We start from the raw sequence: 20,730 nt of genomic DNA, 5'->3' as shown, positions 1-20,730 counted from the left end.
CCTACATGGCATTTTTTAGAATGGCGATTTGCGGCTTGTCTCCGTTGCTGTCGGGATGGATACTCAACGGATATGAACCTAACCATTTACCCGCGGTCCAGTAAGTCCACCCACCCCACACCGGGTTGCCTTTCATCTTTCCTACCAGGGCAGTCAATGCGTCCAGGCACTGTGCGTTGGTCGATACGCCAAACTCTCCCAAGAACAAACGCTGCCTGGTCGATGCGCCCCATTGGGTCAGGTCGGCCATGATTTTGGTCAGTCGGCCAGGCTCGATGCAGCTTGCGTGCGTGCCAGAGAAATCTGAGTCTGCATATTGATGCGCTTCAATCAGATAGTTATTGGCAGGATCGTGAAAGGTTTTGAAACCATCTGCGTTCGATAAGCCGCCATCTTTTGAAAACCAGTCATGCGCCCCGCTCCAGTTTCCGCCAGCCACCAGAATCAAATTTTTCGCACCATTTTTTCGCAGGGCATCAACCGCCTCCTGCGCACTGCTCACCCATCTGCCAATGGATATTTTGCTCGGTTCATTCATCAGGTCAAACGCAACGTTGCCCGGGTCTTTGAATGACGGCAACAAACGCACCCATAAATCACTTAGTGCCGCCTGCGGCACCTGCACCGAACCGAGGGGCTGGCCGCGGTACTCTCCATAGTTGTGCACATCGAGTATCATGCAAACGCCAATTGATCGCGCCGCCGCAACGGTATCCACAATCCTTTGCAGTTCGGCTTGATCCAATGCCCCGAAAAGCTGCGGCTGTATCCGCTCCCATAGGAATGGAAGGCGGAAGGTATTCATGCCTAATGATTGAAAATAATGCATATCGGCCAGATCAGGATAAACATAGTCCTTAGAAATAGTACCGGGCAATTTCTCCGAAGCAAACTCCCCTCCACTTAAATTGACGCCCACCATTTGCTTACCATCGATGCAACTCCCAGCCGCGAGCGGCGATAACATTACGCATCCAACCATCACGGCGACGGTTGCAGCGATTTTTAATGCGTGCCGCCAACGCCCACCCGTCGACGGAAACTCTTTCGATCCGGGCGCTGCTGCCATCGCATCCACTCTGGTCGTTTTCATGGTCTGCACCGTTAATTCAAGGTTGTTAGAAAGTTTTCGGATATTCCAATTCGCCGCTGTAACACGGCACAGATTTTAGGGAGACTTCCGAATCGCCAACGCTGTATAAATTTCCGCATATCTATCGGCGATACGTCGCCAGTTGTAGCGCTCCGCGAATTGCTGTGCCTGCGTGCGCCGTAAGGCGTAATCGGCAAGGTCTGTTGCATGTAATTGCAACAGCGCGTCTACGCTATCGTTCAATTTTTCAGCAGAGAAAAGCACGCCCATTTTTGACTGCGTAACCAGATGACGAAACGGCGGAATATCGCTTAAAAGTGGCGTCAATCCGGCACTCATCGCTTCAATCGGGGCAATGCCAAAACCTTCATGACGGGATAAACAAATGAAATAACTTGCCTGTCCAATCAATTCAGCCAATTCAAACTCCGATGGATTCGGCACTATTTGCACTGAATCAGTCAGATTGTGTCGCGTCACCCAACGACGAAACTCGTCGGCAGTATGGTCGTACTCGCGTCCTGCGATGATCAGTTTCCAGCCGCACCGACGTGCCACCAACTCCTGAAAAAGCGCCAGGGTTTCGAGTAATCCTTTATTCGCTGACCACCGTCCAAAATAAATCAGGGTACGGGTCGGAACTGCGGAGGACTGGTTGCTGTATTTTTCAACGTTGACCCCATTTTCGATCACCGTTAACGTGGATGGCTTAACAATTTTTTTAAAAATTTCACCGTCATTTTCGCTGGTGGCGACGATCTTGTCGTAGATCATCGATGACGCCCGCGTAACCGAGTTGAAGTAAATTTTTTTGAGGCTTGATGCAAACGTCGTATGAAAAAATCCGCCGTGGGTTGAGGCGACCAGCGGCCGCCTGTGGAACGGCTTGGTGAACGCCATATAATCGAAAAAGAAATCAATACCGTGAACATGAATTACATCCGCCTCCGCCACATGCTGCAGTACCTGAGGACACAGTGGATACCTGCTGGTGCCCCGAAACGGTAACCGAATCACGCCCACCCCATTCACCACCGCTTCACGGTCGAGTAATTCAGTCGAGTTTTTAAACAAGCGGTTCAGCGTAATTATGTGGGGCCGCTGATCGTGGTGTTCGCGCTGCTGTCGCGCAATATTTTGCACCACGTCTTCCATTCCCCCGACAGACGGAGCATATTGACGCACGATGTGCACAACGTTAATAGGCATTTTGCGACTCCTTGTGTGCTTCAGCGAATGCCGAGGGTGCAGCAGTTAAGGTCCCTGGTAATGTTGATGACGCAGAGACTACTGAGCGCACCACAGTTTCACTTTTGCGCGCCACGCAACAACCAACCAAAAACCATAAAATACCAGCGGTCTTCAGGGCAAATAGCGAGGTGCCGCTGACGCATAAGATCAATGACATATAAAGCGTGATGTAGGCTCTGAAACGGCTTCCCCTTTCGTCCTCCATCTTCAACATCCAGAACGTAATCCATAAAAAGAGACACAGCACCGCCCCCAGACGGGTCAGTAATGCGGAATAGCCCATATCCCCAAATCCAATATTGAATCCCTCAATGCCGAAGATCATTCCCACATCAAACGTCATCAGCATTCGTCCGCTGACATACAGTCGTCCAAGAATGTTATCGCCGTACCGTCCATCAAAAAATAGCCCTATCACCACCAGCAGTACGATGCTCAGCAACGGCAGTGGCATCATCCACACACTGGTTCGACCGAACGGCAAGCAGCGCATCAGCACCAACGCTCCCACGGTGATCATTCCATAGCGCGAGTCGCTCAGGGCGATCATCGCCGCCGCCGCCACGAGGAAAAAAACCATTTCCTTAAATTCCTCACGTCGTCTGGACAGTCCCCATGCGGCAATGATGACGGCGAAATTTCCTAGCGATACCGGTTCTAAAAATAGCGATGACACTCGATGATTTCCCAGCAATGAGGGCAAGATGGTTCGGCCGATTCCTTCAGGACGCATGCCGTTCAATCCCAGCACGCTATCCTTTGCCCAATTGGTTCCCGCCTTTAAACCACCCTGGCTCACGTAATAGGAAAAGATATTGAAGATGCGTGAAAAAGCATCGAGAAACCATAATTCAAAAAACCCAAACACCAATACCAGCACTACCATCACTTTCAGCACACGACTGGCATAACGGATATCGCCAATCTGCCGCCCCAGGCCGTAAAAAAGAATAGGGATCATCACATCGCGAAATCCTTTGGGGTCAAGCTGATTACGAAAGATGGCGATCAAAAACAGATACGCGGAGACCAGCAATACCATCACAAACAATTCCAACCGGATGCGCTTGGTCAAAACCACCAGGCAGGCAAGGTAAATCACCGCTTCAGTCGACGCAACGTCCAGCATTGATATCGGATGCACGCTGGTATGAATCGCGCAGAGCAAAGCCTGATACGTTAACGTGACGATCAAGATCCAAAAGACCAAGCTCTGCCCCGGCGGTCCATCGTTATCGCGCGTCGGGAAAAAATAGTTTTTGATCCGAAGAAAAGAGCGCATACAGTCACTGGCCTATAGTCGTTGAACCTTCTTTAACAGCATCAAAAACTTACCATCACCGATCCAACGATTTCGGTCCCACTACGTCGCAGTTGATCACTAAATACGGTGAGATCCGCCACGCGTGTGTGGTTTTTGCGGACCACCAGCAGCACGCCGCCAGCCCGTGACGCAATGGTAAGACAGTCTGCAGCACTCGAAAATGCCGGAGTGTCATATAAAACGATGTCGAAGCGTTCGCATAATTTCTCATTCATGACGCCAAAAGCGGAACGATTAATCAATTCCTGCGGATTTGGAACGCTTGAGCCAGCAGGTAAAATTGAAAGATCAAGAAAGGTCTCCGCTCTGACCAGCATTTCCAGCCCCGACTGCCCCGACAGCAGGTCAGCTAAACCGCGTCCGTGATTGAGGCGAAATATTTCGTGCTGCCGTGGACGTCGCAAATTGGCATCAACCAGAAGCGTAGGGTTGCCCAGTTGTGAGAACACCACACTCAGATTAGCGGCAAACATGCTGTTCCCATCACCCGGGTTGACACTGGCAATCGCCAGCTTTTTATTGCCGGCGGCGAACCAGTGCAACATCAATTGACTGCGTACATTTCGCAACATTTCAACTTCTGCGCTGAATGGTTGATAAGCAGCCGTCAGCGATGCCGGAAAAATGCCGGGACCAGCAACAGGTTGACAGGGATAATCAAATTGTTGGGCGTGAATCCGCTGTATGTCCGATTCGCAGACCAGGCCCAAACGTATCGCAGCATCGCCGAAACGCAGCCCTTCCTCTTCTTGCAAATGACGCACGCGGTCGGCTTCCTCAAGGGTGATTTTTCCTTGTTCCACCAGCATCCGCCCGATATTGACGTCTCTTGTGATCGCCGCTGCGGGGCTGACGATTGACGTGACAGGAGTGTTCATTTTGATTAACCTTTCCAGCTCAAAAGTGCGCGCGGCGAGAACCCAAGATTGCTGACACCATAGGTGCGCATCGGCTTTTCTGCAACTATCGTTCCAAGCATCGGTGCATTAAGCAAGTTAGATAACTCATCTGCAGTTCTGATACGACGATTAGACATTTCTGCCAATACCGCCAGCGCCAATCCCAGCATGGTTCCCATGAGGACCGACAGCACCGTGTTAAGCACAATATTTGGGCTGACAGGTAGTATCGGGACCGCCGCTAGATTGAGGACCGTGACGTCGGATTGATTTGATTTACCTTCGAGTTCAGTCTGGGTTAAGCGCAGGTTAGCTGCGTCATAGGCGCGCTGTGCGTTGTCAGCGTCCTTGACCAGCACCGTCATCTCGTCTCGCGTCCGATTAAGCTGTAGAACTTTGGCAGTTTGCGCGTTCAACGCGGCACGCACTTCTGCTTCACGCTGACGTAAAATCCGGCCATTGTTTGCTGTGCCGTTATTTGTCGCACTAATGTTGGCGTTTAGCTCTTGCCGAAGTCGATCCACTTCCGCTTTGGCGGCTTGATATTGCGGATGATTACGATCAAGATTTTGCGATAACAGCGCAAATTTTCCTTCCGCTTGTGCCAATGACGCTTTCAAATTTTGAATCAGCGAATTGCCGATCACATCAGGCGAGTCTCTGCCGCCATTTCCCATCGCCTGATTACCCCGCGATGAAGCCTCGATCGCCTGGGCCTGTGCCAATACCAATTGGCTGGACAGTTCATTGAGCCGGTTCGATTCGACATCGAGATGGTTCTCGATACTCACCAGGCCATGTTGCTGCTGGTATTGGGAAAGTTTATTGCGCGAGGCCTCAAGATCGGCCCGCAAGTTTTTGACCTGAATCGCAAAATATTTCGAGGCCTGTTGCAGGGGCGTAATTTTAATCTGAAGATTAAGCTCCTGGTAGGCGTTGGCAAAGCCATTGGCGACGGCGGCGACAAAGGTGGGATCGCTCCCTTTACCGACGATTTCCAGCATGCTACTTTCTCGCGTTGGCGTAACCTCGACCATTTTCAGTAAAGAATCCGCCAGGTATTCGCGGATCGATCCATCCCCGTTGTTGGTTTTTTTGAAACGTTGCAACGTAGCGGGATTGTCAGCCAGTCCCAGATTGTCGGCGACTTTCAAGGCCACGCTTCTGCTGGTAATGAGATCAACCTGGGTCGCCATATAGCCGGATGCCAGTTGCGTCGGTAGCACCTGGCCTGAGACCGGGTCGGTGCCTTTGTAATTCAACAGCAGCGTGGTCGCCGTTTTGTACGTCTTCGGCAACACCAGACTGACCGCGACAGTCACCAATACCGAAATGAACAAGGTCACTAAAATGATCTTGTAACGGGCGCGCAAAATAACTAAAAGTTGAGGAAAAGTCATAGAAACCCCTCTGATGCATAAATATGGGACAACACGGAATAAGACCGAACGGTAATCTGTACGTTATGGCTATGAGCGCCACCGTCGACATTTTCGACATTTTCGACATTGGCGGTGACGATCAAAACAGGCTCTCTTTCACATATACGACGTCGTCCGGTTGAAGCTCGATGCCACTTTTAACGTCGATCATCTGCACAGTTCCGCTCGAATCGCGCCGCTTGATGCGCAAGCCACGCTCGGTTCCGCGCGGAGTCAGCCCGCCGCCTATGGATAACGCTTGTGTCACGCTCATGTTGCGTTCAAGCCGGTAGCCGCCGGGGTGCTGCACTTCGCCATAAATGTAAAATTTTGGGGCACGGTCAACGTACACCATGTCGCCATTCATCAGATCCAGATTGCTATGCATATCGGATGACTGAATCATCTCAACCAGATTGATGACTTGTTTATTGGTTTGTCCATCGCGGGTACGTACCACGGTCGCGGTATCGCCGCCTTCCGGTCCGACTCCACCAGCTATCGCCAGCATGTCGGTGACACTGCGCGCTCCGTTAATCGGATAACGTCCAGGACGGATTACCTGCCCCAACACGGAGACCTGCTGGCTCTGCAATTCCGTTACCATGATATTCACTTCCGCCTTGCGCAAAAAGCCACCGCCGGTCAACAAGCCGGAGATCTTTTTTTCCGCTTCGGCACTCGATAAGCCGCTTATGGCAACATCTCCGATGAGGGGAAAGGTAATGTTTCCAGCTTCACTGATCTTTGTATCCAGGCTTAAATCCGGGTTTCCGAATACTGATATTTTCAGGGCATCGCCCGCACCCAGAGGTACATCGGCGGCCATGGCTGATAAGGTGAAAAGTGCCAGCAACAGCGCCAGCATGCTTGCGTAGAATCGGTTCATCATTATCCTCATCCAGTTAAGTGTTTGATTGAGAAAAAAACCTGTTTAGGCACTACCAATTTTTATATTCATCTCAGGGTGCCGAAGTGGCGACGTAATCAATTTTCGACGACGACCTTAACTTCGTAATTTCCGTCACCGCGACCCTCTGCATCTTTTCAACAAATAAATAGTGTTCGATCTGGGCCGCGGAAGCTTGGTTCGTCAACGGACTGTCTCGTACATCCTTTAACGCGCAAAGCAAGGTCTGATCGCCATCTTCCAGAATGAATAAACGGTTCCTGCCAAGGCTCCGCAAATTACTGGCGGTCTCCGTCGGCATCTCGGCGCTGGTGTACGAGCGAGTGGTCTGTATGTACGCGATTTTTTTCGCATCCAGCCACAGCGCTATCTGATCCAGCGAGCTTGCCTTATCCATCATCTGCTTCAGCGCCACAGAGTAATCTTGCGAAGCAATACTTAATTGTTGAATGTCGAAAATCTTCCGCTGCGCAAACAATTCCGGATGCGCGTTAAAGTATTCATCAATTTCTACGTTAGAAGGCTTGCCCGTATTGGCCACCATCGAATCCAGAAAAGCCTGCACAATCACCTGTGTTCTGAAACGCTCAATGAAATCAATTACCTCGGGATTGCGATCAACTTTTTGTCGTACCGCCTCTGTTAACAGGAGCCTGCGATTTATCAAGGTTTCTAAAGCCTGCTTACGTACGGCTGGGTCGGTTACCTGCGTAACTTTCCCCGTGCTATTGCTATTCGCAAACCGCAACTCGGCATCCAACTGATGGGCGGTAATCGCTTCGCCATTCACCGTCGCCAATATCTTGCTCGTCACTTCCTGATGGTCGTTACAGGCACTCAGATTCACGACCGACAGTGCCACCAGCAGCATTAACCAAGCCACATTTCGCAAGGGCGGTGACGGCTCTATGAAAAGCCGAAAGACGTTGTCCTGCAAACAGCTGCGCGGTTTAACGTAGTTCAATTCTGCTCCCACCAAAAGTGACTATAGGATGCCAGGTTGCGGCGTCTCGCCAGGAGAAACGTTCCTGCAAGCGATTTACATTTTGCGGTTTCGTCTGGCCTCAGACTCCGGATGCAAACGAAGAAATGTTCGCACCGGCCTGCGGCGGGACCAATACAAAACGAAGCACAGCGCAATCAGAAGTAAAGCCCAGCGTTCCGATTTTTGGTGAGATCGCGTGTTGAGATCCTTGAGGAATACATATAGCGCCCCGCTTCGGAAAGCCTGGTCGGTAAAAATTTGTGTGGCGCCACGTCCACTGTCGGAACCGTCCAGAAAATTGACAGAGCGAAAAATGTCGGCACGATCGAAAGCAGCCTCTTGCACGACGGTAAAGTCAGCTAACTTGATAGGGGCAGAAAATGCGCCAGGAGCAGCGGTAGCGACCAACATATCAGCGTCTGGCTGAATCGCGCTATCCACGCCTTCAGACGCGCTCAACGTACCGTCGCTATTCAGCTCCAGCAAATCTGGCAAGCCAGATATCCACACTGGGCCTGGCGCAAGCTGAAAAGTGGGTGTCGCTGCAAACGCGCAACTGCAGTGCGCTGCGAACGCAAGAACCACTGCTAATATGATTTTTTGCATGTTCCTTCTCCAAAAAAAAGGTCCACATCACACCATGACTTTGACGCTATCAAAAAACAACGTGTGCCTATCCCTGACGTTTTGATTTGCAACACCATGCGGCATTTCTTCCCGCAGTCCATCTTGTTGCCAGCTAATAGGCGCTATCTTTTTTTAACACTTCCTTGACGGTCCGCAAGATAATCAACAGATCGAGTGCAAGCGACCAGTTCTGCAGATATTCCAGATCAAACTGAATGCGCAAACGCATCTTTTCGACGGTGTCGGTCTCCCCGCGCAAGCCATTGACCTGCGCCCATCCTGTAATGCCTGGCTTCACCTTGTGTCGCAACATGTAGCCTTTAATCAGCTTGCGATACATTTCATTGTGTGCCACCGCATGTGGACGCGGACCTACGATACTCATGCGGCCCTGCAATACATTAATGAACTGCGGCAATTCGTCCAACGAAGTTCGCCGTAGAAAGGCACCGAATCGCGTGACTCTGGCATCATTCTTTTTCGCTTGTTCGACCACCGGTCCATCTTCGCAAACTGCCATGGAGCGAAATTTATAAACGACAATCTCTTCACCATTCAATCCATAACGGCGTTGAGCAAAAATGATCGGGCCTGGCGACGATAATTTGACGCCGATGGCAATCAACAACATGATCGGCAGCAGCATGATCTGAATCATCAGCGCCAGAACAATATCGCTGCCGCGTTTCACCAGACTGCTCAATCCCATGAAAGGTGTTTCGCATACGCCGATTACCGGTATTCCACCTACATGATCCAGGCGTGCACGCATCAGATCGAAGGTATAAATGTCAGGAATAAAGTACACCGATGCGGTGGTATCGCGTAATACATCCAGTAACGTCATGATGCGAGGATTCGCCGACATGGGCAAACAAATAAAAATGGTCTTGATTCTTTGGGTGCTGACATAGGCGCCGACTTCCTCAAGCGCTCCCAGATAGGTGCAGTCGAGTCCGGCCGGGCGAGTGGATTGATCGCGGTCGTCAAAATATCCGCGCATCTCGACTCCTGCATTTCGTGGTGACTCCAGGCGTCTGAGCAAATCGCCACCCGGGTCATTGGAACCGATGATGACCGCCGAACGTATTACATGCTCTTTTCGGGTGTTGAACACCAATCCATAAGCAGTGGCGCGACTCAGTAACAATGCAAACGGTGCAAGCGTAATCCAGAGCAATATGACGCGGTCAGAGAATTCATATCGCAGTCCGGTAGCCTGTCCGATCAACATTAAAATCGCGACAATGATTGCCCACCCCAGAAAAATATCCCCCGCATAAGCAAGCCGATTTCCTAAGTGCTGCGTGCGGTAAAGATCGATCTGGTCGAAGGTGTAAGAGGAAATAAAAAAAGCGAGAATCATCAGCAGCAGATAACTCCCGGTAAATAACTCGCCTTCGGACACGATGACGAGATACAACAAACCAAGAATAATCATCGGATCAAGCATCCGCTTGAAAAATGAAACAAGAGGAATGTCGTTCTCTGTCATTTTGTCGCCCCTTTAGAAGGTGTAGCGTGTATTCAGCATCACTGCATTGCTTGAATAACCACCGCCAGTAAAGTTTGATACGGTTTGGGTGCTACGGGTGGCAGATAACTGAATCTCCCAACGTAGCGTCGGTTTGTAGACTAACGTCAATGCCAGATTGCGCAATGCGTCGTTGGGATCAACTCCAAGCGCACCTGAATCGGTCGACTGGCTGAAGTCTCTCTTTTCATATTTGTATTGCGCTACGAGGCGAACCTTTTCAGAATAATGCCAACTTGCCGCAATGCTTTCACCACGGTTCAAAGAATAGACGGACGTGAGGTCATCCACGGCACCGATCTCTCGCCAGGCAGAAACAGTCACGTCGACTTTTGCGCTCGGTGACCAGTCGACAGAAAGCCGAGAATTAAAACCACTGAAATTACGGACTGAAAACGCGTCCTGTTTACGGTTAACCCATCCGCCTAAGAAATGCACGCGGGTGATACCGGTAGCCAGCCAGTCGATCTTTACCTTGGCTTCGTTCTGGTCATAACTGTTGTTGACGAATAGATTTCCATCTTGCTGCGGATTCGGAAAATTAGCCCGTGTATGACCCAACTGGAGACCGAAGGTACTACCTGTTGAGGCTAAATAATCAAGTCCGACCAGTTCTTTATTCTGGGTATTGTTGAGCGCGTTTTGCGACGCCAGATCGTAAGACAGGTCGGTATGCACCAGGCCGGCATTAACCCGCCAGCTGGGATGAAACAGCCACGCCGCATCTGCATATTCATTAACCTGCCTGCGGATATTCTGTGCCAATTGATGGAAATCGACAAAAGGCGTGAGGCCTTCGGAATAATTGGCACCAACATTTCCCTCGACGTGACTTCCAGCATGCCAATTCAAATTGCCGGAGGCATTCTTATCGACATGATCGAGGATGGTAAATCTGTTGTAATTCACTTTTGCCAGGTTTAGGTTTGCGGTCACATGCTGCTGCCCGAATTTTTCATCGAGACCAACACCAGCTTCTGCCCTTCGCGTCACGTCTGATAAGCCGCTTCCGATGCCAAGCGCCTGCGCTGCCGCAGAATTCGGTAATCTCAACACATTATTATCGTAACTTACGCCAGCTCCGACATACGGCGTGATGGCGTCTGGTGGCAATATCATGATTTCCGGTAGCGGTATAACGTCGGTGGGTACCAGGTCGCTAGTGGCGGCAGAGGCCGTCATGCAAGAATAGACCGGCATCAGGAAAATGACTTTCCATGGCAGGCGGTTAGCGCGGGGGAGTTGCTTAAAACATCTGTTCATTTTCTTACCCTTGTAATACAACGAGTTGCATCAAAAAACAAAAAAGAAGATATCTAATCGGCGCTTTTGAATAATTGAATAAACACCTCTCCTACCTAAAATAGGTGGCAGAAACAATCATTGAGATAATGTGTAATTACAGGAACGTTGATGCAGAGCGAAACACTAAGAAAATGGCAAACTGAAGCGAACTAATTTAAATGAAGAGGTATTGAAAACTATTCTGGAAGAGGTGTAGATATATTCATTGCGGATTGCCGAATATTACCAATCACGTACCTTACCGCTATGCGATATTTTATAGACAGTTATTAGAATTGTTTATACCTACCCTGATTACATAATAGAAACAGTAAACACCGTAGCAAAAAATTACAGCTTGCGTTGGCGTTGCTAATTATGCATGCTCTATGGTAAAAACGATAGCACGCGAATTCTTTTATGGTGCGCGGCCGCAAAAAAAAATCTTTTTACCTCCTTCGCTCCCCGTCAATGGGTAAAAAATGTTAATTTTTTACTTATCAATTAAACATCTAATGTCTGCAGAATATAATCAAATTGGTGAAAAAACAAGAATTTTTTGTCAATGTGCAAAATCACCGAAACAATACTCCCAAGCAACGCACAAATATTTAAAGGTTGTCTCATAAAAATAGGCGTTCACCTAGGGGGATATTGACTATCGGCAATTATTTTCCTTGTAAAAAAACAACAAGCAAGATTAAAAAAAATAAAAATTTTGGCTGGCAGCACTTTTAAAAGCCCGATCGAGACATCGTATTTCATTAAATTAAATACCTGGCACCAATGGAACTCTCATAAGCTGAGCCTCAATACTTGCTTCAACTTGTGTACATTTTTGTTAAATGTTTCCATGTTGCAACGCAATAATTTTTTTGAATTTTTTCTCAGAGTGGCGTATTCTTGCTTTGAAGATGTGAAAAAGAGAAGACACCATAGCAACGAATTTTCACGTTTGGGGACTTTTGCAAAAAAACATAACAATCCGCAAAAATGCCACCCATTTCAATTTCACAGTTTAAAAGTACTTTTTAAAAAATGACTCTATAAGTTACTTTCCATCAACATGGAAAGAGGAGTCAGTTATAGCGTTGGCGGTCAACTCACTGACGCGGCACCTTTTACATGGGTTCCGAATACGATCTAAGGCTTCAGGGAGCTTCAAAGCTGGTAGTAATTTCAAAAAAAAAGTGAAATATTTCAACCAAATCGTTTAACTGGATTGTTAAGGGAAGGATGGGGAAAATGTGGAACAATTCTTTGAATCTGGCGGTATTTAACTGGATGGGCCAATACACAACCGTCTCAGCAGCCTTCAATGAAATCCTCCATTACATGGCCGGGTCAGACCTGGTAAAAGGATTTCCTTTTATGGGAGTAATCTGGTTTTTTTGGTTCAAGGATACTGACCAGAAATTAAATATACGACGTATTATTATTGCGACGCTCATCGGATGTATTGTCGCGGTCGCCATTGCGAGGATCGTCAACAATCTCGGCCCCTTTCAGCCGCGTCCGATTGCAAACCTGGCTCTCCCACAGCACTTTTATGTCGGATTGCCTCCGGCGGAAAGTCAGGATCTGTACATATGGAATTCCTTTCCTAGCGATCATGCCGCGCTGTTCTTTGGCTTCGCCACGGGCATATTCTTAATTTCCAGGATGCTAGGTGTTTTCGCTTATTTTTATGTTCTGCTGTTCATTGCCCTACCGCGAATTTATCTCGGTTTGCATTACACGACAGATATCCTGGCGGGCGCAATGCTGGGTGCAGTATTCGTATTGTTGTGCAATCGAGAACGCATTATCCGGCTCTATGACAGTAAATGTACTTCACTCGCGCAACGCTACCCCGCGGCTTTTCAGGCCATTATTTTTATAAGTTGTACGGAAATTTGTCTGATGTTTTATGATGTACGATTGTTTTTTCATGGACTATCCAAATACGTCCATTGATAAAAAACGGTGCCGTCGGGGTCAGGTTAAGAATGCATGGCCCGTTAAAAATCGTACGCCGCACAGTATTCCCGGATGAACCATGATGGCTGGGATCCGGGGTAGTCATTGAGCGTCTCCATACAAACAGTAACTGGAAAAACAATGTGCGGTTCAATTCTCGAGTTGAGTAGTAGATGACGATTAAGTCAGCACTAAGTGCGGATTAAGTGGGCATTAAATGAGTATTAAATGAGTATTAAGCGCCTATGCCAATGGCGTGATGCAACAGCGTATCTGCGAGTGACAATGGCGCTCCTGATGATGAGTTGCGTTCCTACACTGCCCGCATACGCGCAAACGCCGATACCGCAGACCGTGTATTTTCCCAGCGCCGATGGCAAGACTGAACTGGTAGGCTATCTGTTCATGCCAGTCACGCCCGGCCCCTATCCTGCGGTCGTCATGCTGCATGGCCGGGGCGGTCCCTATTCGGCGAATATCAATGCCGCGTGCAGCCAGGTCGGACGTGATCAAAAATCACCCTGCGACGGCACAAATCTATCCAAACGTCACATGATGTGGGGTGAATATTGGGCTACGCATGGCTATGTCGCATTACATGTAGATAGTTTCGGGCCGCGAGGTCGAGGCCATGGGTACGGTCGAGGCACCCATGGCGAGCCGGATCGTGATGCCGTCAATGAGTTGACGGTGCGGCCTCTGGATGCGACTGGGGCACTGACCTATCTGGTGCAACGTAAGGATATATTACCCAATCACGTGATGCTGCAGGGATGGTCGAACGGTGGCAGCACTGCTTTAAACGTGATGCTTCGTCAAACCCAAAGTAACGCCGCATCGGCCGCCCCGGAATTTCGCGCTGCATTGGTCTTTTATCCGGGCTGCGGCCCGCGGGCGCTGGCGTCGCAGCGCTATCAGGCAAACTCGCCGATATGGATTTTTTTGGGTTCTGACGACGAGGAAGTATCGCCCTCCGTCTGCGCGAATATATTGCGCAATACCCGCTCCATGGAGAGCAAAGGTCACGATACCAAACGCGTCGAGGTCGTTTGGTACGACGGCGCAACCCACGATTTTGATGACCCCGGTGCCAAGCGGCAAGCCATCGCAAATAACCGTATTGCGAAAGACGATTCCATGCGCCGCGCTGCCGGACTGTTTGATGACTTGCCGTAGCGCGATGTCATGGAATGAAGCTTAAATCGAATAAATAGATAAAATCAAGATGGCCGACGCAAAATACGGACGCAAAAAAAACCTCGAACAAATCATTCGAGGTTTTTAGTTCCCCCACCCCCATGCGATCCCAATCAAGGAAAGACCGGAATGTGCGATTCGACGCCACCAAATTTGGCTTCAGGATGACGTTTTTCGATTAAATCTTCGATGGCGTGTACCTTTTTAAATGGTACATCGACCAATAACAATACTTTTCCGCTGGCGATATCCTTCTGAAAATTTTCCAGACGCGAATTCGGTAACGCTGCCGCCGCCATTCCCGACATCCAGCCACCAAGAATGATCCCCGCAACCGTCGCCACTACAATCGCCAGCATATTCAGATGAATCCATTCAGGAGGGAAATAGACCAGCCATATACCACCCAGAAAACCCATCACTCCGCCCATGATCATGCCGTTTTGCGCGCCGTGCGTCAGATCTGTCTTATGCCAGACATTTGCGTCGGGCATGTCATCCGGCAGCGTTCCTTCAGCCGCCCAAAAATGCATGTGCCTGATCTCAATACGCGCAAGCAGCAACTCGTCCAGCATGCCACGCGCGCTCGCCACATCGGGCAACATAAAATAGAGTCTTTGTCGGGCTAACATAACCATCTCCTTCACCTATAAGTGATGTCTATAGCATAGGCAATCGAAGCCAAATAAACAAAGTTTATATGTTGCTCATCATCACAAGGACACGCTTGTCGGGGCCAGATCCTCGCGTATTTCATCAATATGATCGATGAATATCAGCTGATTGCGCTCTCGTCTTAACCTTTTTCGGCTGCAGTACGAATGAGCGCTGCCATACAAGCCGCTTGCGCATCGCCGCTGGTATTCAGAACCTGAATGACAGTCTCCCGATTGTTAGCTGGCTGATTTTGACTGACTTTCCATTTGCCAATGAGTCGGGTAATCGTGATTTCTATGCCGACAACGGCCGTGATCATCTTCTCGGTGTAGTCGTAAGGCGCGTCTTCAACCGCCCAGGGCTGCGGTAAATTCGCTTCGTGGTGGGCGGTCAGGGCCGTCAGATGTGCGCGTAGCCATACTGCATCGTCAATCACCCGCAAGGTGCCGTACGCATGCGTTACCGCATAGTTCCAGGTGGGAACGACTTTACCGTGCTCTTTTTTGGTGGCATACCAATTCGGCGAAATATAGGCATTCGGGCCGCTGAACACCGCCAGTACTTCGCTGTCTTTTTGATGGTCCCGCCATAGTGGATTGGCCCGCGCCACGTGCCCGTGCAAGGTGCCGAATGGGCCCGGTTGTGCGGATAACAGCAACGGAATATGGTTGGCCTCTATCCCCTCTGCGGTCATTGTAATTAACGTCGATAAAGGATGCGCACGCATAAGATTGTGCATCACGTCGACGCCGGGCTCGGCAAAATGTTTGGGGAGATACATAAAAGATCACCTAAAAGGAAATGTGCCAAAATAGACAGATGCTGGATACGCCAGACGCTTCCGCCCAAACTTCCCGGAAGATAGCTATTCCACTATTCTATACGGCTGTCGCAAGGTCGATAGCCTTTCCGAGATTGATGACGTTGATTTTTTGCATTTGCATTTTCTTTCGCTTTTGCAATCCACCCAATAAACCCTAAAGGACACACTATGGCCGATCTTTCTACCTACCCGATAACTCAAAAATGGCCAGCCCGGCATCCTAACCGGATTCAACTGTACTCGCTACCAACGCCGAACGGTGTCAAGGCATCGATCATGCTGGAAGAAACGGGCCTGGCTTACGAGGACCATCTGGTTAACTTCGAAACCAACGATCAAACGTCGCCGGAGTTTCTATCGCTTAATCCGAACAATAAAATCCCAGCGATCCTTGACCCCAACGGTCCCGATGGCAAACCGTTAGCGTTGTTCGAGTCCGGTGCCATTCTGATTTATCTTGCGGAAAAAAGCGGACAATTCATGCCGCAAGATGCAGCTGGGCGCTATGAGACCATCCAATGGCTGATGTTTCAGATTGGCGGGATCGGTCCTATGTTTGGCCAGCTGGGTTTCTTTAATAAATTCGCTGGCAAAGAATACGAAGACAAGCGTCCTAGGGATCGTTATGTCGCAGAATCCAAACGTCTGCTGGATGTGCTGAATCGCCGCCTTGCCGACCGCCTGTGGGTGATGGGCGATGACTACACCATCGCCGACATCGCGATCTTTCCATGGGTTCGTAATTTAATTGGTTTTTATGAAGCAGCCGATCTCGTAGGAATCACCGATTTCCCGCATGTCACCCGCGCTCTAACTAACTTCGTCGCGCGCCCTGCGGTAATCAAAGGCCTGGCGATCCCAAAGCGCACGTAATTTTTCAAGCAAAACCGGTTCGGCCTGATGATGCAAGAAATGTGAATAATCTTTGGGATTGACGCACCAGACCCCAGCAGCGAAAGCAGCCCGCCGCTAGGGAAATTTTGTCTTAGTCTTTACGCATTACTCAAAGGCGTTTGCCAATTTTTCGGGTAATGGCACATTGAGCCATTTTTTTACCATAGCGTTCAATTCGCCCGATTTTTTCGCTTTCGTCAGCACGTCATTGACCTTCGCCATCAAAGCAGGCTCCTCCAGATTCATGCCAACCAGGCATTTGGATTCCTTGATGACATATTTGATCACCGGTTTATGCTTCGGATCTTTTTCACCGATGGCGACCGCAACAAAGTCGCCGGTACCGATCAACTTTACTTGTCCAGAAATATAGGCAGAAATTAAGGTGTTATTGTCTTCATAGCGCTTCATAACGGTGCTTTTGGGAACACTATCCGATAGCAAAGTATCTTCAAAGGTGCCACGCGCAACCCCGACCGTTTGATTGGCCAGATCGGCAGCGTTCGCCACTTTGATATCCGGTGCACCATAAAGGCTATTGTTGAACGGTGCATAAGGCTGGGAAAAACTAATGACTTTTTCACGTTCCGCATTTTTCCCTAGTGATGAGACCACTAAGTCTGCCTTGTGCGTTTGCAGATAAGCCATCCGATTGGCGGTGCCAACTGGAATCAACTCAGCCTTCACTCCAAGACCTTTGGCTAACAATTTCGCGACATCGATATCCAATCCTTGCAGTTGCATATCGGAGGTAACCGATCCATACGGAGGAAAATCTTGTGGCACTGCGATACGCAAAACGCCCGACTTCTGAATATCCGCCAACGCATCCGCGTGGGCGTTTTGAACGGCCATCGCAAAAACATAAACAGACGACAGCAACAATATTTTCTTGAATTTCATTGTGAACCCCGATGAATGGTGTGAAGGAATTATTTTAATGTGCATGCCGCTAATTAAAGATCATTAGACCGATGTTGAAACTATCAGGAGAGCGATTTTTAAGCGCTCCCAATCTGAATCAAGCTTGAATAATGCCAGCAAAATCTATGCCAGTCATAATTGTGCCAAATAATTCAACCCTTTATCGCATTCAAGCACCAAATCACGGGCGCGCACTCGGGGATGCGGCAAAAAATGCGACAATCGTGTTTCGATTCACACCTAGACTCTCAACTAGACTCTCACCTAATATACGGAGGCAACATGATTCTTGAACTCGCAGACATCCGCATCCAACCTGGCAAGCAGGCCGATTTTGATATAGCGATTCAACGTGGCTTGACGGAAGTAATCAGTAAAGCCAAAGGCTTTTCGGGCTTCAAAATAAACAAGGGAATTGATTCACCAGAACGTTACGTAGTGATGATTTATTGGGAGACATTGGAAAACCACACAATAGATTTTCGCGAGTCTGCAGCATTTGCCGAGTGGCGGGGAATTGTTGGACCGTTTTTTGCCGTACCGCCAACAGTCGAGCATTTCTCGCTGTTGGCAAAGTCGAACTAAGACAGTCAGGTAAGTTTCATCAGGATCTGCAACGATGGTCAGCAAAGCGTGCCCTAAGGAATACCGGGTACGCGGTTGCGATCACGTGTTGCACATCTGACTGATTGCGGTTGCCGTTGTTGGCGATCGATGCCGATCTTCGAATCAACTGCGCCATTGGAGCTCAACAAAACGTACGACCATGCAAACTGATACTTTATACTGCATCTTCTTCAGGAAAGTTGTTCCTGTAGTGCTAATCACTAATCAAAAAAGATTAGTAACCCTTCATCCAGGCTGCTGACTGTACAGTTTCGCGATCCAGTTGACGAATGCGGTATTCCAGATCATACAAATCGGCGGCTTCGGACAAATACGCTTCTTTACGAGCTGCTTCCGATAGTTCATACGCGTTACCGATGCGCTTGAAGAAGGATGCGATAGTGCTAAAAATGCTGCTTGGTTGTGTTGCATTGGTGCTGCTAATGGTCATCGTAGACATGATATTTTCCTGTTTCAGTAATTACCGCAAACGGCATACAATTGTTGCGGCGCACCATCACAATAGCGTTTACAGGGAAAAACGCCAATTTCGAATCGCAATAGCAGTTATCAGCTTGATGAATTCCGTGGGCTAATTCACCTTTTTCATCGTTTTTAGTAGGATGCTTCAATTGTTGTATAAAAAGGGGTTTTGATATAAAAGCCCTATTCGTTGTGCGACACTTACTCTTTTATTTCTGCTCAACCCTCCCATTCAAAACCACTATTGATGTCCAATCACACCTTTCTCTGGCACGACTACGAAACTTTTGGGGCACAACCGCGACGTGACCGCCCGGCGCAATTTGCCGCGATTCGCACAGATGCCGAATTGAACGAAATCGGCGATCCGATCATGCTTTATTGCAAACCCGCACCAGATTTTTTGCCTGATCCGCAATCTTGCCTGATCACGCATATCACGCCACAGCAATGCCTTGAGCGCGGTGTTCCGGAATTTCAATTTGCGGCCGAGATTGAACGCGCTTTTTCCAAAGAAGGCACGATCGGTGTCGGATACAACACGATTCGTTTCGACGATGAAATCACACGTTTCATGTTCTGGCGCAATCTGATTGATCCTTACGCCCGCGAATGGCAAAATAATTGCGGGCGCTGGGATATCCTGGATGTTGTGCGGACTGCCTATGCGCTGCGCCCGGATGGCATAACGTGGCCCATCAACGACGAAGGTCGGCCTAGTTTTCGCCTGGAACATCTAACCGCCGCCAATGGGCTGAGCCATGAAGCTGCGCATGACGCGCTGTCGGACGTTCGCGCCACCATCGCTCTGGCCCGGTTGATCCGTGAACATCAACCCAAATTATTCGAGTTTTGTCTTGGGCTACATAAAAAAGACCGGGTCGCTGTTGAGCTGGGCCTGACCACAAAAAAACCGTTCCTGCATATTTCTGGCATGTTTCCGGCGGAGCAAGGGTGCGTGGCCTTAATGTGGCCGCTAGGGGTGCATCCAACCAACAAGAATGAGATTTTGGCCTGGAATCTGGCTTTTGATCCAAGTGAATTATTCGACCTGGATCCAGACATCGTGCGCACACGGCTGTTTAGTAAAACCGCGGATTTACCGGAGGGAATGACCCGCTTGCCGTTGAAGTCCATACACATGAACAAATCGCCTATGGTCATCGGTAATTTGAAAACGCTGTCACCGGAAATGACCGCCAAATGGGGTGTTGACCGCGCACTAGCGCTGTCGCACGCCGAAATCGCCGCGCGCGCGCCGGATCTGACTATGCTATGGAAGCAAGTATTCCAGCGCCCCGCTGAAGGCCCGATGGATGTCGATGAAGATTTATACGGCGGCTTTATTGGAAATGGGGATCGCCGCACTCTGACTGATTTAAGGGCCATGCCCCCACAAAAACTGGCTCTCGCAACGCCACAATTTGACGATCTGCGGCTGGAAGAATTGTTGTTCCGGTATCGCGCCAGGAATTTCCCACAAACCTTATCGGAACCAGAAACTCAGCGATGGGAAGAGCATCGTGCCGCACGTCTGTTTGACGGCAAAGGCGGCGCACGGAATATCGATGACTTTTTTGCCTCAATCGATGCCCTGTCAGAGACCGCCGACGAGCGCGGCGAGGAGATACTGGGAGAGCTGTACGATTATGTCGAAATGATCGCGCCTGAAAGGGACTAAGGCCTATCAGCATCGTCCAAGGAGTGCGCAGCCTGGTATCAATTAGGTACCCGGCCGCAGAATCTGTCCGAGGTAGCGCGTTATTCAGCGACTCGCCGTTGATGGGTCCGCCAGTCTTTCGCGGGCAAATCAACGGTCCGTTGATTCAACGATTCAACGATTCAACGATATTCACCGA

The 20,730-nt window shown here is 49.4% G+C and carries 19 protein-coding genes; 5 read left to right on the top strand and 14 right to left on the bottom strand.

Annotated elements, in window-relative coordinates; all coding sequences use genetic code 11:
• Position 1 precedes the first annotated feature (1 nt).
• The 10 genes from JQN73_RS13810 to epsL all read right to left on the bottom strand — a co-directional run bounded on the left by JQN73_RS13810 (position 2) and on the right by epsL (position 11,307).
• Entirely contained in the window at positions 2-1,093 is a 1,092-nt protein-coding gene (locus tag JQN73_RS13810) for a glycoside hydrolase family 5 protein (RefSeq protein WP_240162269.1), read from the bottom strand.
• Between the two features lie 75 nt (positions 1,094-1,168).
• Entirely contained in the window at positions 1,169-2,302 is a 1,134-nt protein-coding gene (locus JQN73_RS13805) for a glycosyltransferase family 4 protein (RefSeq protein WP_240162268.1), read from the bottom strand.
• Entirely contained in the window at positions 2,292-3,626 is a 1,335-nt protein-coding gene (locus JQN73_RS13800; protein ID WP_240162267.1) for a polysaccharide polymerase, read from the bottom strand. The genes JQN73_RS13805 and JQN73_RS13800 overlap by 11 nt, the downstream gene beginning before the upstream one ends.
• A 41-nt stretch (positions 3,627-3,667) precedes the next feature.
• Positions 3,668-4,546 (bottom strand): chain length determinant protein tyrosine kinase EpsG, encoded by an 879-nt coding sequence (epsG, locus tag JQN73_RS13795; RefSeq protein ID WP_205319456.1) that lies wholly within the window; start codon positions 4,544-4,546, stop codon positions 3,668-3,670.
• A 5-nt stretch (positions 4,547-4,551) separates the two neighbouring features.
• A complete protein-coding gene (gene epsF / locus JQN73_RS13790; RefSeq protein ID WP_205319455.1) occupies positions 4,552-5,967 on the bottom strand; it encodes a chain length determinant protein EpsF in 1,416 nt (471 codons plus the stop codon).
• A gap of 121 nt (positions 5,968-6,088) precedes the next feature.
• Positions 6,089-6,877 (bottom strand): polysaccharide export protein EpsE, encoded by a 789-nt coding sequence (gene epsE, locus JQN73_RS13785; protein WP_205323367.1) that lies wholly within the window; start codon positions 6,875-6,877, stop codon positions 6,089-6,091.
• Between the two features lie 73 nt (positions 6,878-6,950).
• Positions 6,951-7,862: an EpsD family peptidyl-prolyl cis-trans isomerase gene (locus JQN73_RS13780; RefSeq protein WP_205319454.1), complete on the bottom strand. Its 912-nt coding sequence runs from the start codon at positions 7,860-7,862 to the stop codon at positions 6,951-6,953.
• Between the two features lie 75 nt (positions 7,863-7,937).
• Positions 7,938-8,489, bottom strand: a complete 552-nt coding sequence (locus tag JQN73_RS13775) for a hypothetical protein (RefSeq protein ID WP_205319453.1) — start codon at positions 8,487-8,489, stop codon at positions 7,938-7,940.
• A gap of 133 nt (positions 8,490-8,622) precedes the next feature.
• Positions 8,623-10,005 (bottom strand): undecaprenyl-phosphate glucose phosphotransferase, encoded by a 1,383-nt coding sequence (locus JQN73_RS13770; RefSeq protein ID WP_205319452.1) that lies wholly within the window; start codon positions 10,003-10,005, stop codon positions 8,623-8,625.
• 12 nt (positions 10,006-10,017) lie between these two features.
• Positions 10,018-11,307, bottom strand: coding sequence for an XrtB/PEP-CTERM-associated polysaccharide biosynthesis outer membrane protein EpsL (epsL, locus tag JQN73_RS13765; RefSeq protein ID WP_240162265.1), 1,290 nt, complete (start codon positions 11,305-11,307; stop codon positions 10,018-10,020).
• 1,266 nt (positions 11,308-12,573) lie between these two features.
• Here epsL and JQN73_RS13760 point away from each other — a divergent pair.
• Together JQN73_RS13760 and JQN73_RS13755 are read left to right on the top strand one after the other, a co-directional pair.
• On the top strand, positions 12,574-13,284 hold the full coding sequence (locus JQN73_RS13760) for a phosphatase PAP2 family protein (protein ID WP_205319451.1): 711 nt from the start codon (positions 12,574-12,576) through the stop codon (positions 13,282-13,284).
• Between the two features lie 231 nt (positions 13,285-13,515).
• A complete protein-coding gene (locus JQN73_RS13755; protein WP_240162264.1) occupies positions 13,516-14,463 on the top strand; it encodes a dienelactone hydrolase family protein in 948 nt (315 codons plus the stop codon).
• Between the two features lie 134 nt (positions 14,464-14,597).
• On the opposite strand, the gene JQN73_RS13750 is transcribed toward JQN73_RS13755, so the two are convergent.
• Positions 14,598-15,116, bottom strand: a complete 519-nt coding sequence (locus JQN73_RS13750) for a DUF1269 domain-containing protein (RefSeq protein WP_205319450.1) — start codon at positions 15,114-15,116, stop codon at positions 14,598-14,600.
• 164 nt (positions 15,117-15,280) lie between these two features.
• Complete coding sequence (locus JQN73_RS13745; RefSeq protein WP_205319449.1) at positions 15,281-15,922, bottom strand: FMN-binding negative transcriptional regulator; 642 nt, start codon at positions 15,920-15,922, stop codon at positions 15,281-15,283.
• Positions 15,923-16,132: 210 nt separating this feature from the next.
• Here JQN73_RS13745 and JQN73_RS13740 point away from each other — a divergent pair, with 210 nt between their 5' ends.
• On the top strand, positions 16,133-16,837 hold the full coding sequence (locus JQN73_RS13740) for a glutathione S-transferase C-terminal domain-containing protein (protein ID WP_205319448.1): 705 nt from the start codon (positions 16,133-16,135) through the stop codon (positions 16,835-16,837).
• Positions 16,838-16,963: 126 nt separating this feature from the next.
• On the opposite strand, the gene JQN73_RS13735 is transcribed toward JQN73_RS13740, so the two are convergent.
• On the bottom strand, positions 16,964-17,761 hold the full coding sequence (locus JQN73_RS13735; RefSeq protein WP_205319447.1) for a transporter substrate-binding domain-containing protein: 798 nt from the start codon (positions 17,759-17,761) through the stop codon (positions 16,964-16,966).
• 303 nt (positions 17,762-18,064) lie between these two features.
• On the opposite strand from JQN73_RS13735, the gene JQN73_RS13730 reads away from it, so the two are divergent.
• The gene (locus tag JQN73_RS13730) at positions 18,065-18,367 is read left to right on the top strand and encodes an antibiotic biosynthesis monooxygenase (protein WP_205319446.1); all 303 of its coding nucleotides are present in this window, start codon (positions 18,065-18,067) and stop codon (positions 18,365-18,367) included.
• A gap of 256 nt (positions 18,368-18,623) precedes the next feature.
• Here the strand turns inward: JQN73_RS13730 and JQN73_RS13725 are convergent, their stop codons facing one another.
• The gene (locus JQN73_RS13725; protein WP_240162263.1) at positions 18,624-18,848 is read right to left on the bottom strand and encodes a DUF3563 family protein; all 225 of its coding nucleotides are present in this window, start codon (positions 18,846-18,848) and stop codon (positions 18,624-18,626) included.
• Positions 18,849-19,118: 270 nt separating this feature from the next.
• Between JQN73_RS13725 and sbcB the strand changes: the two genes are divergently transcribed.
• Complete coding sequence (gene sbcB / locus JQN73_RS13720) at positions 19,119-20,552, top strand: exodeoxyribonuclease I (protein ID WP_205319445.1); 1,434 nt, start codon at positions 19,119-19,121, stop codon at positions 20,550-20,552.
• Positions 20,553-20,730: the final 178 nt, after the last annotated feature.

Origin of the sequence: Glaciimonas sp. PAMC28666 (assembly GCF_016917355.1) — a bacterium.
Taxonomy (GTDB): Bacteria; Pseudomonadota; Gammaproteobacteria; order Burkholderiales; family Burkholderiaceae_D; genus Glaciimonas.
This window is presented reverse-complemented; position numbering and strand designations above follow the sequence as displayed.

What these genes read in the sequence shown, in the direction of transcription:
- JQN73_RS13760 (WP_205319451.1), top strand. Translation starts at nt 12,574, where the DNA reads ATGTGGAACAATTCTTTGAATCTGGCGGTATTTAACTGGATGGGCCAA.
- epsG (WP_205319456.1), bottom strand. Translation starts at nt 4,546, where the DNA reads ATGAACACTCCTGTCACGTCAATCGTCAGCCCCGCAGCGGCGATCACA.
- epsE (WP_205323367.1), bottom strand. Translation starts at nt 6,877, where the DNA reads ATGAACCGATTCTACGCAAGCATGCTGGCGCTGTTGCTGGCACTTTTC.
- JQN73_RS13735 (WP_205319447.1), bottom strand. Translation starts at nt 17,761, where the DNA reads ATGAAATTCAAGAAAATATTGTTGCTGTCGTCTGTTTATGTTTTTGCG.
- epsF (WP_205319455.1), bottom strand. Translation starts at nt 5,967, where the DNA reads ATGACTTTTCCTCAACTTTTAGTTATTTTGCGCGCCCGTTACAAGATC.
- JQN73_RS13750 (WP_205319450.1), bottom strand. Translation starts at nt 15,116, where the DNA reads ATGTTAGCCCGACAAAGACTCTATTTTATGTTGCCCGATGTGGCGAGC.
- sbcB (WP_205319445.1), top strand. Translation starts at nt 19,119, where the DNA reads ATGTCCAATCACACCTTTCTCTGGCACGACTACGAAACTTTTGGGGCA.
- JQN73_RS13730 (WP_205319446.1), top strand. Translation starts at nt 18,065, where the DNA reads ATGATTCTTGAACTCGCAGACATCCGCATCCAACCTGGCAAGCAGGCC.
- epsL (WP_240162265.1), bottom strand. Translation starts at nt 11,307, where the DNA reads ATGAACAGATGTTTTAAGCAACTCCCCCGCGCTAACCGCCTGCCATGG.
- JQN73_RS13770 (WP_205319452.1), bottom strand. Translation starts at nt 10,005, where the DNA reads ATGACAGAGAACGACATTCCTCTTGTTTCATTTTTCAAGCGGATGCTT.
- JQN73_RS13800 (WP_240162267.1), bottom strand. Translation starts at nt 3,626, where the DNA reads ATGCGCTCTTTTCTTCGGATCAAAAACTATTTTTTCCCGACGCGCGAT.
- JQN73_RS13725 (WP_240162263.1), bottom strand. Translation starts at nt 18,848, where the DNA reads ATGTCTACGATGACCATTAGCAGCACCAATGCAACACAACCAAGCAGC.
- JQN73_RS13755 (WP_240162264.1), top strand. Translation starts at nt 13,516, where the DNA reads ATGAGTATTAAGCGCCTATGCCAATGGCGTGATGCAACAGCGTATCTG.
- JQN73_RS13775 (WP_205319453.1), bottom strand. Translation starts at nt 8,489, where the DNA reads ATGCAAAAAATCATATTAGCAGTGGTTCTTGCGTTCGCAGCGCACTGC.
- JQN73_RS13805 (WP_240162268.1), bottom strand. Translation starts at nt 2,302, where the DNA reads ATGCCTATTAACGTTGTGCACATCGTGCGTCAATATGCTCCGTCTGTC.
- JQN73_RS13745 (WP_205319449.1), bottom strand. Translation starts at nt 15,922, where the DNA reads ATGTATCTCCCCAAACATTTTGCCGAGCCCGGCGTCGACGTGATGCAC.
- JQN73_RS13740 (WP_205319448.1), top strand. Translation starts at nt 16,133, where the DNA reads ATGGCCGATCTTTCTACCTACCCGATAACTCAAAAATGGCCAGCCCGG.
- JQN73_RS13810 (WP_240162269.1), bottom strand. Translation starts at nt 1,093, where the DNA reads ATGAAAACGACCAGAGTGGATGCGATGGCAGCAGCGCCCGGATCGAAA.